Origin of the sequence: Levilactobacillus parabrevis, from assembly GCF_044051715.1 — a bacterium.
GTDB classification, from domain to species: Bacteria; Bacillota; Bacilli; order Lactobacillales; family Lactobacillaceae; genus Levilactobacillus; species Levilactobacillus parabrevis.
This window is the reverse complement of record NZ_CP168688.1, coordinates 1,955,718-1,971,327: the sequence shown is the minus strand read 5'-3', so window position 1 is coordinate 1,971,327 and position 15,610 is coordinate 1,955,718. Positions and strand designations below refer to the sequence as shown.

The following is a 15,610-nucleotide window of genomic DNA, read 5'->3' as shown; positions in this document are numbered from 1 at the left end:
GTGCGCTTTTGGACCCGAATCTTGGTCAATGCCGTCATTTTTCTGGCTCTAGCGGGGTTCTTTCAAAGCTCACTCGCGGGTGGCTTTCAAAATGACTTCTACGTTTCAAGCATCTGGATCGCGCTCGTCGCTAGCTTTGTTTTAGCACTACTCAATGCGGTGGTTAAGCCAATTTTATTTGTCCTGTCGCTACCAATCACGGTTCTGACACTAGGATTATTCAGTGTGGTCATCAACGCCATCATGCTAGAACTGACATCCTGGTTTGTGGGTAGTAGTTTTGCCTTCGCCTCATTTGGGGTCACATTGATTGTGGCAATTATCATGTCAGTGTTTAACGCAATCATCAGCGACCATTTCGCCCGTAATTAAGTTACCCAATACGGGCGAATTTGGTAGGAGTCGTCCGGGTAAAGTGCTAAAATTAAAGGTAGTTCACTATGCAATAAGGAGGAACTCCTATGCCAGAGAGTGTTACAGTGGCTGATCTTGTGAAAGCAAATCGCCTGGATGTTTATTCCGGTGAGGATCACTTGGATCGGCTGATTACGACCAGCGATATTTCACGTCCCGGTTTGGAATTAACCGGGTACTTTAACTACTATCCAGCAAAGCGGATTCAGCTGTTGGGGATTACGGAAACGTCCTTTGCCAAAGGGATGACGCACGAGAAGATACTCGACGTCATGCGGAAAATGTGTCAACCTGAGACGCCAGCGTTCGTGATTTCCACCCAATTGGATCCACCAGAAGAACTCAAGCAATCCGCCGAGGAAGCTGGGATTCCAATTCTGGGAACGAAGCTGACGACGTCCCGGGTCTTGAGTAATATGACAAACTTCCTTGAAGGCAAATTGGCCGAACGCCAGTCGGTTCACGGGGTCTTGGTCGACATCTATGGTGTCGGGGTCATGATCACCGGGGATTCCGGCGTTGGTAAAAGTGAAACCGCTTTGGAATTAGTTAAGCGGGGTCACCGATTGATTGCTGATGACCGGGTTGAAGTCTATCAACAAGATGAACAGACCTTGGTTGGGGCCGCTCCCGCCATTCTCAGTCACCTCTTGGAAATTCGAGGGATTGGGATCATCGACGTGATGAATCTGTTTGGTGCCGGGGCCGTTCGTGCGGAAACGGACATCGATCTCATTGTCCACTTGCAAGCCTGGAAAGATGACAATCATTTTGACCGGTTAGGGAACAACAGTGAATCACAGAAGTTCTTTGACGTTGTCGTGCCTAAGATTACCATCCCAGTGCGGACTGGGCGTAACTTGGCAATCATCGTTGAAGCAGCGGCCATGAACTTCCGGGCCCGTTCCATGGGTTACGATGCCACCAAGGTATTCGACGAAAATCTGAATCGTTTGATTAAACAAAACTCACAAAATAAATAGGGGAGATGGGCGTTATTTTTTCACCAATCATGGCGGCGCTTAATCCCATCGCCATTCACTTAGGCCCCATCGCTGTGCACTGGTATGGCGTGATTATCGCTACTGGGGTCGTCATCGCGGTCATCTTAGCGGTGCGCGAAGGTCGTCGCCGGGGCATCAATCCCGACGACATTTACGATATGATTCTGTGGGCACTACCAGCGGCACTGATTGCGGCCCGCACGTACTACGTGGTCTTTCAGTGGCCGTACTACGCCAAACATCCCGGCGAGATTATTGCCATTTGGGATGGGGGTATCGCCATCTATGGTTCCCTGATTGGGGCTGGACTTGTCGTGTTCTTTTTCTGCCGGTCCCGGTTCATCCCGGTCTGGCTAATGCTCGATGTGGCCGCGCCGACGGTCATTCTAGGACAAGCCATCGGTCGTTGGGGCAACTTCATGAATCAAGAAGCCTTCGGTCGCATTACCAGCCTGGCCTTCTTGCAGGGCCTGCACCTGCCAAACTTCATCGTTAATCAGATGTTGATCAACGGTGCTTACCGGCAGCCAACCTTCTTGTATGAGTCAACCTGGGACCTCTTGGGGTTCATTGTGTTGATGAGTCTGCGGCATACGCCCGGACTCTTTAAGCAGGGAGAAGTCTTCCTGAGCTATGTGCTATGGTATTCGTTTGGGCGTTTCTTCATTGAAGGAATGCGGACGGATAGTCTGATGTTGTTCGGGGGACTGCGGGTCTCACAGCTGCTTTCAGTAGTGTTGTTCATCGGCGCGTTGATTATCTGGAGCTACCGTCGGCGGCAAAAAGTTGCCTCAGCGGCGTATCTGGATGGCAACCCGTTTCGTGAGTCATCTAAACTTTCTAAATAAGGAGAATCCATTACTATGTCAGAGAAAATTGCAGTACTCGGTGCCGGTTCATGGGGATCAATCTTAGCGAGCGTCTTGGATGAAAATGGGCATGACGTTCGGCTTTGGTCGTACAATCCCAAGCAAGTTGAGGAATTGAACACGAAACACACGAACGCGCACTATATCAAGAATTTTAAGTTTTCTCCCTCGTTAGTAGCCTACTCTGACTTGGCAAGTGCTTTGGATGGGGTGCAAACGATCCTGTTTGTTGTCCCAACCAAGGCCGTACGTTCCGTTGCTGGACAAGTGGCCACGATCCTACAAAAGACAAACAATCAGCCGGCCTTGATTCATGCCAGCAAGGGGATCGAACAGAAGACCTACAAACGAATCTCACAGGTTTTGGCGGAAGAGATTCCAGCAGCTAACCGCAAGTCAATCACGGTCTTATCTGGGCCTAGTCACGCCGAAGATGTTGCTCGGCATGATTTAACGCTGGTTACGGCTGCGAGTGAAAGTTTAGATGCTGCCAAGCATACGCAACAGTTATTTATGACGACTTACTTCCGGGTTTATACCAACCCTGACATCATTGGGGTTGAAATTGGCGCGGCACTAAAGAATATCATTGCTTTAGGTGCTGGTGCCTTACACGGGCTGGGCTACGGCGACAACGCTAAGGCTGCCTTAATGACCCGGGGATTGGCCGAAATTTCACGTTTGGGGACGTCATTTGGTGCCGATCCAATGACCTTCATCGGGTTATCCGGTGTCGGTGATATCATTGTAACCGCAACAAGTTCCAACTCACGGAACTGGCGGGCCGGTGATGAATTGGGTCGCGGCGAAGCCCTTGACGACGTGATCAACCACATGGGAATGGTCATTGAAGGGTTGGCAACGACGAAGGCCGCTTATGAACTTTCTAAGAAGCGCGGCGTTTCGATGCCAATTACCGAAGCCATTTACCAAGTGCTTTATGAAGGCAAGGACATCCGTAAGGCAATTTCAGACTTGATGCAACGTGAAGGCCGTTCGGAATTTTAATTACAGGGGATACAGGAGGAATAAGAATTATGCGAAAAGTTAGAAAAGCAGTCATTCCAGCCGCCGGTTTAGGGACCCGCTTCCTGCCAGCAACCAAGGCTTTAGCCAAGGAAATGTTACCAATCGTGGACAAACCAACGATTCAGTTTATCGTCGAAGAAGCCCGGAAGTCCGGCATCGAAGATATCGTTATCGTTGATGGGAAGTCGAAGCGGTCCATCGAAGACCACTTTGATTCCAATCCAGAATTGGAAGCCAACCTGGAAGCTAAGCACAAGGAAAAGATGCTGCGTCAAGTGCAAGAAACGACTGGAATGAATCTGTATTTCATTCGGCAACCCTATCCACGTGGCCTGGGGGACGCTGTGTTAACGGCGAAGGCCTTCATCGGTGACGAACCGTTCGTGGTGATGCTGGGTGATGACATGACGGATAGCAAGGTTCCGTTGACCAAGCAGTTGATCGACCGGTATAACGAAACTGGTGCCTCAACCTTAGCAGTGATGCGGGTGCCTCACGAAGAGACCGCCAAGTATGGGGTCATTAACCCGTCCGAGGAAACGGCACCGGGGCTGTACAACGTTACAAACTTCGTTGAAAAGCCACAACCTGATGAAGCACCAAGTGACTTGGCCATCATCGGGCGGTACCTCTTCACGCCAGAGATCTTCGAAGCGTTGGAGAATACGCCAGTCGGTTTGGGTAACGAACTTCAACTGACGGATGCCATTGATAATTTAAACAAGACTCAGCGCGTCTTTGCCCACGAATACACGGGCAAGCGTTACGATGTCGGCAATAAGTTTGGCTGGCTGCAGACGAACATTGAATACGGCCTGCGCCACCCAGAAACGAAAGAACCCTTACGGAAGTACATTGAAGAGATGGGTGCTAAGCTCACCGCTGAAGATGAAAAGGGCAATAAGTCAAAATAGGTGACAAACTTCCTTTTTGATAGTAAAGTACACTAAAGGCTAAGAGCAGAAGGGAGCGTTAAAATGAAAAACTATGATGTTATTGTGATTGGTGCGGGTCCTGGTGGTATGACCGGTGCGTTATACGCCTCACGGGCTAACCTGTCCGTCTTGATGTTGGATCGCGGAATTTACGGCGGTCAAATGAACAATACGGCAGCCATCGAAAACTACCCGGGCTTCAAGTCCGTCCTTGGACCAGACTTGGCTAAGGATATGTACGATGGGTCCACGCAATTCGGCGCAGAATTTGCGTACGGTAACGTGGAAAGCATCGAAGATCACGGTGATCACAAGGTCGTCAAGACCGATGATGGTGATTACAGTGCCGGTGCCGTACTGATTGCGTCTGGTTCCGAATATAAGAAATTAGGCGTTCCTGGCGAAAATGAATTTGGTGGTCGTGGTGTGTCTTACTGCGCGGTCTGCGATGGTGCGTTCTTTAAGAACCGTGAAGTCGTTGTTGTCGGCGGTGGTGACTCAGCCGTTGAAGAAAGTATCTACCTGGCAGGAATCGTTTCTAAGGTAACGGTTGTGGTTCGGCGCGACCAATTGCGGGCCCAAAAGGTCATTCAGGACCGGGCATTTGCAAACGATAAGATTGAATTTGTTTGGAACACCAACGTTACTGAAGTTTTAGGTGACGAGATGAAGGTGACCGGTGTGGCCACGAAGAACAACCAAACTGGCGAGACCGGTGAGATTGCGGCAAGTGGGGTCTTCATTTACGTGGGGAACTTACCAATGACCGACGCCTTCACTGACTTGGGCATTACTGATGACAAGGGCTGGATCAAGACTGATGACCAGATGGCTACAGCCGTTCCCGGCATCTTCGCTATTGGTGACGTTCGCCAAAAGACCTTGCGGCAGATTACGACTGCCGTTGGGGACGGTGGGATTGCTGGCCAAGAAGCTTTCAGTTTTCTGGAAGACTTGAAGGCTAAGGCGGCTTCCGCCAAATAATGGACGATTTAGCGGGAACAACCTCACTGGGGTGGTTTCCGCTTTTTTTGAAGGCTTAGTTGCCCATCAGGGTGAGAATCGGTATCGTCGAGGGCGGCTGGTTCCACTGTACATATATGGAAAATAAAATAGAGGAGTGTTAAAACATGGGGATGAATCAATTCTTACAGAGCTTGAGTGACCTGGAAACAATCGATCGCGCACCGGGGTATTTTAAATTTGAGCAACATTCTGTGGCGGCCCACTCGTTTAAAGTAGCCGAGGTCGCTCAGTTTCTAGGTGATGTTGAGGAGCAGGCTGGTCATGAAGTAAACTGGCGGTTACTCTACGAGAAGTCCTTGAATCACGACTACACGGAGCGATTTATCGGTGATATCAAGACGCCTGTGAAGTACGCCACCCCCCAGTTGCGGCAAATGTTGGCCGATGTGGAGTCGTCATTGACCGCGAACTTTATTGAAAATGAAATTCCGAAGCAGTTCCAGGCGGCCTACACCCGACGCTTGGGTGAGGGGAAGGACGATACCTTGGAGGGACAGATTCTTTCTGTGGCCGATAAGGTGGACCTACTTTACGAATCATTTGGTGAAATTCAAAAGGGAAATCCGGAACCCGTCTTTACTGAGATCTACCGGGAAAGTTTAACGACGATTTTGAAATTTAAACAGATGGCCTGCGTGCAGTATTTCTTAGCGGAAGTCCTACCAGAAATGCTGGCGGCGGACTTTAGTGACCGCCAGAAGTTGGCCACGTTGACGGATAATTTGTTGAAGCAGGGAGATTAAGCATGAAATTAGCTGAAGTATGGAATCAAATGATTACGGGAGCCACGGTGCGGCCGTTGACTCACGCTGATGACGATTTAATTTATAAGTTTCAGGCGGCCCATCCCGATTATTTTAATCATTTTCAGGATCACCCGGTGACCCGGAACGAAGCGATTCAGGACGTGACCGATGTTCCCATGAATGCGATGCCAGATCAAAAAGCCTATTTGGGTATTTTTAAGGATGATCAGCTGGTGGTCCTGGTAGATTTGATCATTGATTATCCGTTGCCTAGTCTGGTTTGGCTGGGGATGTGGCTGACCGATAAGCAGTTAACGACCGAGCAAGCAGCCGACTACTATCACAGTTTAGTGGCGACATTGCGAGCAGCTGGGGCGGTTCAGTTACAGCTCAGCGTCTTCATGGGTGACCGGCAAATGAAGCAGTTCTGGGAAAGCCAACAACTTCAGCCTATTCATACGACGACGGTCATTCGTGGTGAACGTGCGGCCAACGTGACCATTTATCAGGATAAGTTCTGAGCATAGAGCGTCAAGCTGGCGAAAGTATGTTCGGTATGGTAAAATATTTGAGCATGATGGGAAACGGATTGTTTCCCATCTTTTCTGATGATTAAAAATATTTTTATAATGTTAAACGCTGATGTGCCGGGAATTAGTAGCTGTATCTGCCATATAATTATTATGGACGTTAAGCAGTTTTTCGGTGACGAACAGACGGCTGTTTTGAGTCGGAGTTTGAGGGTAAATTAAAGTAAACTAGAGATTTGGTAGGGAGGTTATGCCATGATTGATCGACAATCGGACCGTAAGTTTGACCTGGTTTCGAAGTACCAGCCTACTGGTGACCAGCCAGAGGCAATTGCACAGCTGACTAAGGGACTCAATGAACACGAGAAGGCGCAAATTTTACTGGGAGCTACTGGGACCGGGAAGACGTTTACAATTTCTAATGTGATTAAGAATGTGAATAAGCCCACGCTGGTTCTGTCCCACAACAAGACGTTGGCGGGCCAGCTTTATGGGGAATTTAAGGAGTTCTTCCCCAATAATGCGGTGGAGTACTTTGTCAGTTATTATGATTATTACCAACCGGAAGCTTACGTGCCTTCGAGTGACACTTACATTGAAAAGGATTCGTCGATCAACGATGAGATTGATAAGCTTCGGCACTCGGCAACGAGTTCGCTACTGGAGCGAAACGACGTCATCGTCGTGGCTTCCGTATCCTCCATCTTCGGTTTGGGGGACCCCACCGAGTATAAGAACCACGTGGTTTCACTCCGCGTGGGCCAAGAGATCGAGCGGGACGCTTTACTTCGCAAGCTAGTAAACATTCAATTTGAACGGAACGATTATGATTTTCAGCGGGGCCGGTTCCGGGTCCACGGTGACGTGGTCGAAATCTTCCCGGCGTCGCGTGATGATCGGGCGTTGCGGGTCGAATTCTTTGGTGACGAGATCGATCGGATTCGTGAAGTCGACTCGCTGACCGGGGAAATCGTTGCGGATCGCGAACACGTAGCCATCTTCCCAGCGACCCACTTTATGACGAACGATGACATCATGGCCAAGGCCACGGCGGGCATCGAAGGCGAAATGAAGGATCGGGTTGCCGAGTTAGAGGGTCAAAGTAAGCTGCTAGAAGCACAACGGCTCAAGCAACGGACGACCTATGATCTAGAAATGATGCGTGAAATGGGCTACACCAGTGGAATCGAAAACTATTCGCGTTGGATGGACGGTCGTAAGGCTGGTGAGCCACCATACACGCTGTTAGATTTCTTCCCTAAGGACTTCCTACTCGTGGTCGATGAGTCTCACGTGACCATGCCACAAGTTCGCGGAATGTATAACGGGGACCGTGCGCGGAAGCAACAACTGGTTGACTATGGTTTTCGGCTGCCTAGTGCGCTGGATAACCGGCCACTCAAACTGTCTGAGGTTGAGCAACACATCAACCAGGTGATCTACATGTCTGCTACGCCCGGTGATTACGAGCACGAGCAGACTGACCACGTCGTTCAGCAGATCATTCGGCCGACTGGCTTGCTTGACCCGACGATCGATGTCCGGCCAATCATGGGTCAGATGGATGATCTCGTGGGAGAAATCAACAAGCGAGTTGAGGCCAACGAGCGGACGTTTGTGACGACGTTGACCAAGAAGATGTCAGAAGATTTAACCGACTATCTGAAGGACTTAGGCATCAAGGTGGCCTACCTGCATTCCGATATCAAGACGCTGGAACGAACGCAGATTATGCGGGATCTTCGGCTGGGTAAGTACGATGTTTTAGTCGGAATCAATCTGTTGCGGGAAGGGATCGATATTCCTGAAGTTTCCCTGGTGGCAATTTTAGATGCCGATAAGGAAGGGTTCCTGCGTAACGAACGGTCGTTGATTCAGACGATTGGTCGGGCGGCCCGGAACTCTCACGGGTCAGTTATCATGTATGCTGATTCCGTGACGGCGTCGATGCAGGCCGCAATGGACGAGACGGCTCGGCGGCGGAAGGTGCAGATTGCTTATAACAAGAAGCATGGCATTACCCCAACAACAATTATTAAGCCAATCCGTGACTTGATTGCGGTGACGAAAAAGAATGATCATGAGGGCGAAAAAGATGACTTCGTTTCGAGTGACTTTGAAGATATGTCCAAGGATGACCAACGCAAGTTAATCTCCCGGTTGGAAGACGAGATGCGGGCCGCCGCTAAGAAGCTGGACTTTGAACAGGCCGCTTCACTGCGGGATACCGTCATGGATATGAAGACCGAGATCGGAGATTAGGTCGAGTAAGGAGAATGTTAAGTGTTAAACGATAAAATCGTGATTCATGGTGCCAGAGCGCATAACTTAAAGGACATCGACGTCACTATTCCGAAGAATAAACTGGTCGTTATCAGTGGCTTGTCCGGATCAGGGAAAAGTTCCCTGGCCTTTGATACGTTGTACGCTGAAGGTCAGCGCCGCTACGTGGAAAGCCTGTCGTCGTATGCACGTCAGTTCTTAGGACAAATGGACAAGCCCGACGTGGATTCCATCGATGGGCTCAGTCCAGCTATTTCAATCGATCAGAAGACCACCTCGAAGAACCCCCGGTCGACGGTGGGAACCGTTACTGAAATCAATGACTACCTGCGACTGTTATGGGCACGGGTCGGGACCCCCATCTGTCCGAATGATGGCACGAAGATTACTAGCCAAAGTGTTGAACAGATGGTCGATCAGGTGCTGGATCTTCCTGAACGGACGAAGCTCCAGGTCCTGTCACCCATCGTGCGGGCTAAGAAGGGCCAACACAAGAAAATTTTTGAAAAGATTCGGCGTGAAGGCTTCGTGCGCGTCAGAGTCGACGGGGACATCATGGATCTGGACGATGTACCCGAATTAAATAAAAATCAGAATCATGATATTGCAATTGTCATCGACCGAATCGTGGTCAAGGCGGGCATTCGTTCCCGACTGTTTGATTCTTTTGAAGCCGCACTGCGGTTGAGTGGTGGCTATGCGATTGCTGATGTGATCGGTGGGGATCCCCTGATCTTTTCCGAACACTACGCTTGTCCCGTCTGTGGGTTTACGGTGGGCGAGCTGGAACCCCGGTTGTTCTCCTTTAACGCGCCATTCGGGGCCTGCCCGGACTGTGATGGGTTAGGCGTCAAGCTGGAAGTTGACTTGGATCTTGTCGTGCCTGACAAGACGAAGACGTTGCGTGAAGGGGCTTTAGCACCTTGGAATCCAATCAGTTCGCAATACTACCCAGCTTTGCTGGAACAGGCTTGTGACGCCTTTGGTGTGGATTTGGACACCCCGTTCAAGGATTTATCGAAGGCCGATCAACAGCTCGTGCTTTACGGATCTGATGGGAAAGAATTCCATTTCCACTATGAGAATGACTTTGGTGGGGTTCGGGACGTCGACGTGGCTTTTGAAGGGGTTGTGCCTAACGTAGATCGTCGATACAAGGAAACGAATAGTGACTTTACGCGCGACGTCATGCGTAAGTACATGGCTGAATTGACCTGCCAGACGTGTCACGGCTACCGGTTGAACCGGCAGGCCCTCAGTGTGCAGATCAATCACCAACACATTGGTGCCGTATCCGACTTGCCGGTTGATAAGGAACTGGCCTTCTTCAAGGATCTGACCTTTGGCGAACAGAACCAAGTGATCGCCCAACCAATCTTGAAGGAAATTCGGGATCGGTTGACCTTCTTACGGAACGTGGGTCTGGACTACCTGACATTGAGTCGGTCCGCCCGCACCCTGTCCGGTGGGGAGGCCCAACGGATTCGGTTGGCTACGCAGATTGGCTCTAACTTGTCGGGTGTGCTCTACATCTTAGATGAACCCTCAATCGGGTTGCATCAGCGGGATAACGACCGGTTGATTGCCTCATTGAAACAAATGCGTGATCTCGGGAACACCCTGATTGTGGTGGAGCATGATGAGGACACCATGCGCGCTGCCGACTACATCGTGGATATTGGTCCGGGTGCCGGTGAGAATGGGGGCCACGTGATGGCCGCCGGAACACCTAAGCAGGTCATGCGTTCCCGAAAGTCTTTGACGGGTCAGTATCTAGCGGGCAAACGCTACATTCCCGTGCCGTTGGAACGTCGGACCGGTAACGGAAAGACTATCCGCGTAACCGGAGCCGCTGAGAATAACCTGAAGGACATCACAGTTGATTTTCCACTGGGTGAATTTGTCGTCGTGACCGGGGTCTCTGGTTCCGGGAAGTCGACGCTGGTAAACACGATTTTAAAGCGAGCGTTGGCGCAGAAGTTGAATCGTAATTCTGAAAAGCCTGGGAAATACAAGAGTATTGCTGGCGTGAAGAACATTGAACGACTGGTCGATATTGACCAGAGTCCGATTGGTCGAACACCACGGAGCAACCCGGCCACCTATACCGGAGTCTTTGACGACGTTCGGACGCTGTTCGCACAGACCAACGATGCCAAGCTCAGAGGGTATCAGAAGGGCCGCTTTAGCTTTAACACTAAGGGTGGTCGTTGTGAGGCTTGTCATGGGGATGGTATCTTAAAGATCGAAATGAACTTCTTGCCCGACGTCTACGTACCGTGTGAAGTCTGCCACGGGACGCGGTACAACTCGGAAACGCTGGAAGTTGAATACAAGGGGAAGAATATTGCCGACGTGTTGGACATGACGGTTAGTGAAGCCCTGAAGTTCTTCGAAGCCATTCCTAAGATTACGCGTAAGCTCCAGACAATTCAGGACGTGGGATTGGGTTACGTAAAATTGGGCCAACCTGCGACGACCCTGTCTGGTGGGGAAGCACAGCGGATGAAGTTAGCTTCTGAACTGCACAAGCAGCAGAACGGGAAGAACTTCTACATTCTGGATGAACCAACTACTGGGCTGCACACTGACGATATCAAACGGTTATTGACGGTGCTGCATCGCCTGGTAGATAAGGGAAATACGGTCTTGGTCATCGAGCATAATCTCGATGTGATCAAGACGGCGGACCACTTGATTGACCTCGGTCCTGAGGGTGGAGAAGCCGGCGGAAACGTTGTGGCTACCGGGACCCCCGAAGAGCTGGCCGAAGTGAAGAATAGCTATACCGGTCAGTACCTGAAGCCCGTTTTGGAACGGGATAAGGCACGGACGGAAGCAGATGCTTAATCAGTGTTAACAAATTGTAAATTAGGGCGTTGAGACTGCCACGTGGCGGTTTCAACGCCCGTTTTAGTTAAGTGAACTTGTTTACCTTGCCGAAAACCAGTACAATAGTTGGAAACCGGTCAACACCTGACCGAAGTTGTGAGGAGATACAGACAATGTTTAATTTTAATCGTACCCGTTGGGGCTTTGACTGGAGCGAATTTATTCTCGGCATTTTATTCCTAGTTGCTGCGTTTGGACTTTTTCGCTCACCTAAAATAGGTTTGACTGGTCTAGCCATCATCTTTGCCATTATGGCGCTACTGAGTGGGATGACAACGATTGCGGGTTACAGTAAGCTGCACGAGGCAACCGGTTTGCGGGCCAACTTTGCGTTAGTTTTGGGAATCTTGGATATCCTAATTGCGGTGGTTTTCTTCTTCGATATGAACAGTGCCATCGTGACACTGGGGTACCTATTCGCACTGTGGTTTATCGTTGATTCGTTAGAACGTTTACTGGTTGCCAGTCACCTACGAAGCTTCGGTGGCGTTTACTTCTGGTTGTCAATCATCTTTGACGTGTTGGCTCTGGTTGTGGGGATCATGTTATTCGTTCACCCCGTTGTAGCGGCCTTGTCACTGAACGGGCTGATCGCCATTTTCTTCGCCATCTTTGGGGTCAATGCCATCTGGATCTCCATCGCGCGTAGCCGTTAAACTATCACGCTTAAATTGAACGTAGAGCAGTCGTCTTGGCCAATTCAGGTTAAGACGGCTGCTTTTTTGGAGACTGCTGATAAAAGCCGAAAGTTTAACGCGACTGTTTTGTGGTTGGGACTGTTAATCACGCAAAGTTAACCGCAGTTTAGGCACTCTTTTTCGGAATTTAAGGGAATTGTTAGGGAAAGACACGCCCGGTGTGTTATACTGCTTAAAGACGTTTTTAAAAGAAGCTGGAGGAGAGCCATGACAAATGAAATCCATTTAGTCATCATAACTGGGATGAGTGGTGCCGGGAAGACCGTCGCCATGCAGAGCTTTGAAGATTTGGGGTATTTCTGTATTGATAATATGCCGCCTTCGTTACTCCCCAAGTTTTGGGATTTGGTCCGTGAATCTGGCAAGCTTTCGAAGATTGCCTTGGTTATCGATTTACGGTCCCGGGCATTTTACGATGAAATCGTCAATATGTTGAACGATGTGGCGGTCCACGGTACGATGAACGCGCAGGTCTTATTCCTGGACGCGTCCGATGAAGAGCTGGTTTCCCGTTACAAGGAGACCCGGCGTTCCCATCCACTGGCTAGAAATGGTCGGGTTATGGAGGGCATTCAGCGTGAACGGCGCCTGCTGTCACCAATTCGACAGGCGGCCCAGCTCGTCATTGACACGACGTCGCTGAGTCCACGTAAGTTACGGGAAGAAATCTTCCATAACTACGAGACTGAATCCGCACAGGTCTTTCACATCGAGGTCATGTCGTTTGGCTTTAAGTATGGGTTGCCCATCGATGCCGATATTGTCATGGACGTCCGGTTCCTACCCAATCCGTACTACATTCCGGCGTTACGGAATTTAACGGGGAAGGACCAGGAAGTTTACGATTACGTCATGGCGCAACCACAAACCGAGGAATTCTACGAACAATTTATCAAGCTCCTCACGACCATCGTGCCGGGCTATAAAAAGGAAGGTAAGGCTAACCTTACCATTGCGATAGGGTGTACGGGCGGTCAACATCGTTCCGTCGCCTTGGCAACGCGTATTGGTCGGGAGCTGGGAAACACGTATCCAGTTCACATGACCCATCGCGACATTGAGAAGCGAAAGGAGTCCGCTAACCGATCATGAGAGATCCATTGCGTACCCGCCGGCCCAAGATTGTGGTCATTGGCGGGGGGACTGGCTTGCCAGTCATCCTAAGCAATCTGCGCGACCGCGATGTTGATATTACCGCGGTGGTTACGGTTGCCGATGACGGCGGTTCTTCAGGCATCATTCGGCATTACGTGAACGTGGTGCCGCCTGGAGATATTCGAAACGTCATGGTGGCGCTTGCCGAGATTCCCAACATTTATAAGGAACTATTTCAATACCGATTTGAAACGACTGATGATTTCTTTGCCGGCCATGCCATTGGAAACCTAATCATTGCCGCCTTGTCGGAAATGCGGGGCGGTATTTTTGATGCTGTCCAAGAGCTTTCCCAACTGATGCGGGTCAACGGCCACATCTATCCGGCCGCAAACGAACCCTTGGAATTGCACGCGCAGTTCGCCGATGGCAGTACGCTGAGTGGGGAGTCTGAGATCACCGCGGCGCACAAGCTGATCAAACGGGTGTGGGTGGAAACCAGTGATCACCACGATCAACCGCAGGCGGTCCAACAGGTGATTGACGCCATTATGGATGCCGATCAGATTGTGTTGGGACCCGGGAGTCTGTTTACCAGTATCCTCCCCAACCTGATGATTGAAGGTGTGGGCAAAGCTGTGAAGGAAAGCTCAGCGGAGGTCGTCTACATCTGCAATATCATGACGCAGAAGGGTGAAACCGAAAACTTTACCGATGCCGATCACGTTCGTGTTTTGAATCAACACTTAAACGAAAACTTTATTGATACTGTGCTGGTCAACACCCGTAAGGTGCCTGACCAGTACATTGACTATCAGCGCTGGGATGAAATGTCTCAGCCGGTGCGTCATGATTTCCAGGGACTTCGTGATCAGGGGTGCCGGGTCATCTCAACGGACTTTCTTGAATTACGCGATAACGGGGCTTTTCACAACGGGCAAGAGGTCGTTCATGAACTCTTGAACCTGATTGGCCAGCCACGTTATCGGATGAAACGGAGGCTTTAACGAAATGTCGTATGCCAGTGAAGTGAAGAAAGAATTAACGACCCTTGAGGTCCACCGTGAGAACGCCAAAGCCGAGCTGGTTGCGTTGATCCGGATGAACGGTGCCTTGGGGTTAGCGAACCACCATTTCGTACTGAACGTTCAGACGGAAAATCCTGCCATCGCCCGGCGGATGTACCAGTTACTTAAGCGGTTCTATGATTTGGAAAGTGAATTGCTCGTGCGGCGCAAGATGAAGCTAAAGAAAAACAATCTGTACATTGTCCGGGTCAAGACGGGGGTAACGGAAGTCTTGTCCGACTTGGGTATCTTTGACGGTATGCAGCTATTGGAGTCGGTTCCGGCCGAAATTTTGGATTCCGACATGTCCGTGCGGTCGTACCTGCGTGGCGCCTTCTTGGCTGGGGGCTCGGTCAACAATCCCGAGACCAGTCGTTATCACTTGGAGATCTACTCTCTATATGAAGAGCATAACCAGATGATTGCCGAGATGATGAATCGCTATAACCTGAACGCGCGGACCATTGTGCGGCGGAGTGGTTACATCACCTATTTGAAGAGTGCTGAGGAAATCGCGGACTTCCTGTCTCTGATTGGGGCCACGACGTCCATGCTAAAATTCGAAGACATTCGAATCATGCGGGATATGCGGAACTCCGTCAACCGACTAGTTAACTGCGAAAATGCTAACTTGGACAAGGTAGCCAACGCCTCAACACGGCAGATCGATAACATCCAGTTCATCGAGTCCACGGTTGGTCTGAGTCAGTTGCCAGTAAAGCTGCGTGAAGTGGCTGAGACGCGGTTGGCACACAAAGAAGTTAGTCTGAAGGAACTGGGCGATCTGGTTCCTGGTGGGCCAATCTCTAAGTCCGGGATCAATCACCGCTTGCGAAAAATCAACGACTACGCTAAGCAGTTACGCGAAGAGGCTTCGGCCTAATCTGGTATTGTGAGTAGTCCAATTAAAAATTCAAATTAAAATGGAAGTAGCTGGGCATGGATGCCGGTTACTTCCATTTTTGTTGTATTGTGGGGGACAATGATTAACTGAAAACAAAAAAATCGCCCACCGACCGGAG

Annotated in this window: 14 protein-coding genes; all 14 read left to right on the top strand. The window is 50.2% G+C overall.

All coding sequences use genetic code 11. The features are described from left to right. On the top strand, window positions 1-372 hold the full coding sequence (locus ACEPSU_RS09340) for a phage holin family protein (RefSeq protein WP_020088204.1): 372 nt from the start codon (window positions 1-3) through the stop codon (window positions 370-372). Between the two features lie 89 nt (window positions 373-461). After that, window positions 462-1,397 (top strand): HPr(Ser) kinase/phosphatase, encoded by a 936-nt coding sequence (hprK, locus tag ACEPSU_RS09335; protein ID WP_020088205.1) that lies wholly within the window; start codon window positions 462-464, stop codon window positions 1,395-1,397. A 5-nt stretch (window positions 1,398-1,402) separates the two neighbouring features. Beyond that, window positions 1,403-2,266, top strand: a complete 864-nt coding sequence (gene lgt / locus ACEPSU_RS09330) for a prolipoprotein diacylglyceryl transferase (RefSeq protein ID WP_395321253.1) — start codon at window positions 1,403-1,405, stop codon at window positions 2,264-2,266. Window positions 2,267-2,281: 15 nt separating this feature from the next. Continuing rightward, window positions 2,282-3,295 carry an NAD(P)H-dependent glycerol-3-phosphate dehydrogenase gene (locus tag ACEPSU_RS09325; protein ID WP_395321251.1) on the top strand — a complete coding sequence of 338 codons (1,014 nt, stop codon included), beginning with the start codon at window positions 2,282-2,284 and terminating at the stop codon, window positions 3,293-3,295. A 29-nt stretch (window positions 3,296-3,324) separates the two neighbouring features. Continuing rightward, window positions 3,325-4,230: a UTP--glucose-1-phosphate uridylyltransferase GalU gene (galU, locus tag ACEPSU_RS09320; RefSeq protein WP_020088208.1), complete on the top strand. Its 906-nt coding sequence runs from the start codon at window positions 3,325-3,327 to the stop codon at window positions 4,228-4,230. Window positions 4,231-4,293: 63 nt separating this feature from the next. Next, the gene (trxB, locus tag ACEPSU_RS09315; protein WP_395321249.1) at window positions 4,294-5,235 is read left to right on the top strand and encodes a thioredoxin-disulfide reductase; all 942 of its coding nucleotides are present in this window, start codon (window positions 4,294-4,296) and stop codon (window positions 5,233-5,235) included. A 146-nt stretch (window positions 5,236-5,381) separates the two neighbouring features. Beyond that, window positions 5,382-6,020, top strand: coding sequence for an HD domain-containing protein (locus ACEPSU_RS09310; protein WP_260339926.1), 639 nt, complete (start codon window positions 5,382-5,384; stop codon window positions 6,018-6,020). Between the two features lie 2 nt (window positions 6,021-6,022). After that, window positions 6,023-6,544: a hypothetical protein gene (locus ACEPSU_RS09305; protein ID WP_020088211.1), complete on the top strand. Its 522-nt coding sequence runs from the start codon at window positions 6,023-6,025 to the stop codon at window positions 6,542-6,544. A gap of 264 nt (window positions 6,545-6,808) precedes the next feature. After that, window positions 6,809-8,815: an excinuclease ABC subunit UvrB gene (gene uvrB / locus ACEPSU_RS09300; RefSeq protein WP_395321247.1), complete on the top strand. Its 2,007-nt coding sequence runs from the start codon at window positions 6,809-6,811 to the stop codon at window positions 8,813-8,815. A 21-nt stretch (window positions 8,816-8,836) separates the two neighbouring features. Next, a complete protein-coding gene (gene uvrA, locus ACEPSU_RS09295) occupies window positions 8,837-11,686 on the top strand; it encodes an excinuclease ABC subunit UvrA (RefSeq protein ID WP_395323364.1) in 2,850 nt (949 codons plus the stop codon). A gap of 155 nt (window positions 11,687-11,841) precedes the next feature. Then, window positions 11,842-12,384 (top strand): HdeD family acid-resistance protein, encoded by a 543-nt coding sequence (locus tag ACEPSU_RS09290; RefSeq protein ID WP_395321243.1) that lies wholly within the window; start codon window positions 11,842-11,844, stop codon window positions 12,382-12,384. A 249-nt stretch (window positions 12,385-12,633) separates the two neighbouring features. Continuing rightward, entirely contained in the window at window positions 12,634-13,518 is an 885-nt protein-coding gene (gene rapZ, locus ACEPSU_RS09285) for an RNase adapter RapZ (protein WP_020088215.1), read from the top strand. Then, on the top strand, window positions 13,515-14,528 hold the full coding sequence (yvcK, locus tag ACEPSU_RS09280) for a uridine diphosphate-N-acetylglucosamine-binding protein YvcK (protein WP_395321241.1): 1,014 nt from the start codon (window positions 13,515-13,517) through the stop codon (window positions 14,526-14,528). Before rapZ ends, yvcK begins: the two co-directional genes overlap by 4 nt. 4 nt (window positions 14,529-14,532) lie before the next feature. Continuing rightward, complete coding sequence (gene whiA / locus ACEPSU_RS09275; protein ID WP_020088217.1) at window positions 14,533-15,471, top strand: DNA-binding protein WhiA; 939 nt, start codon at window positions 14,533-14,535, stop codon at window positions 15,469-15,471. Window positions 15,472-15,610: the final 139 nt, after the last annotated feature.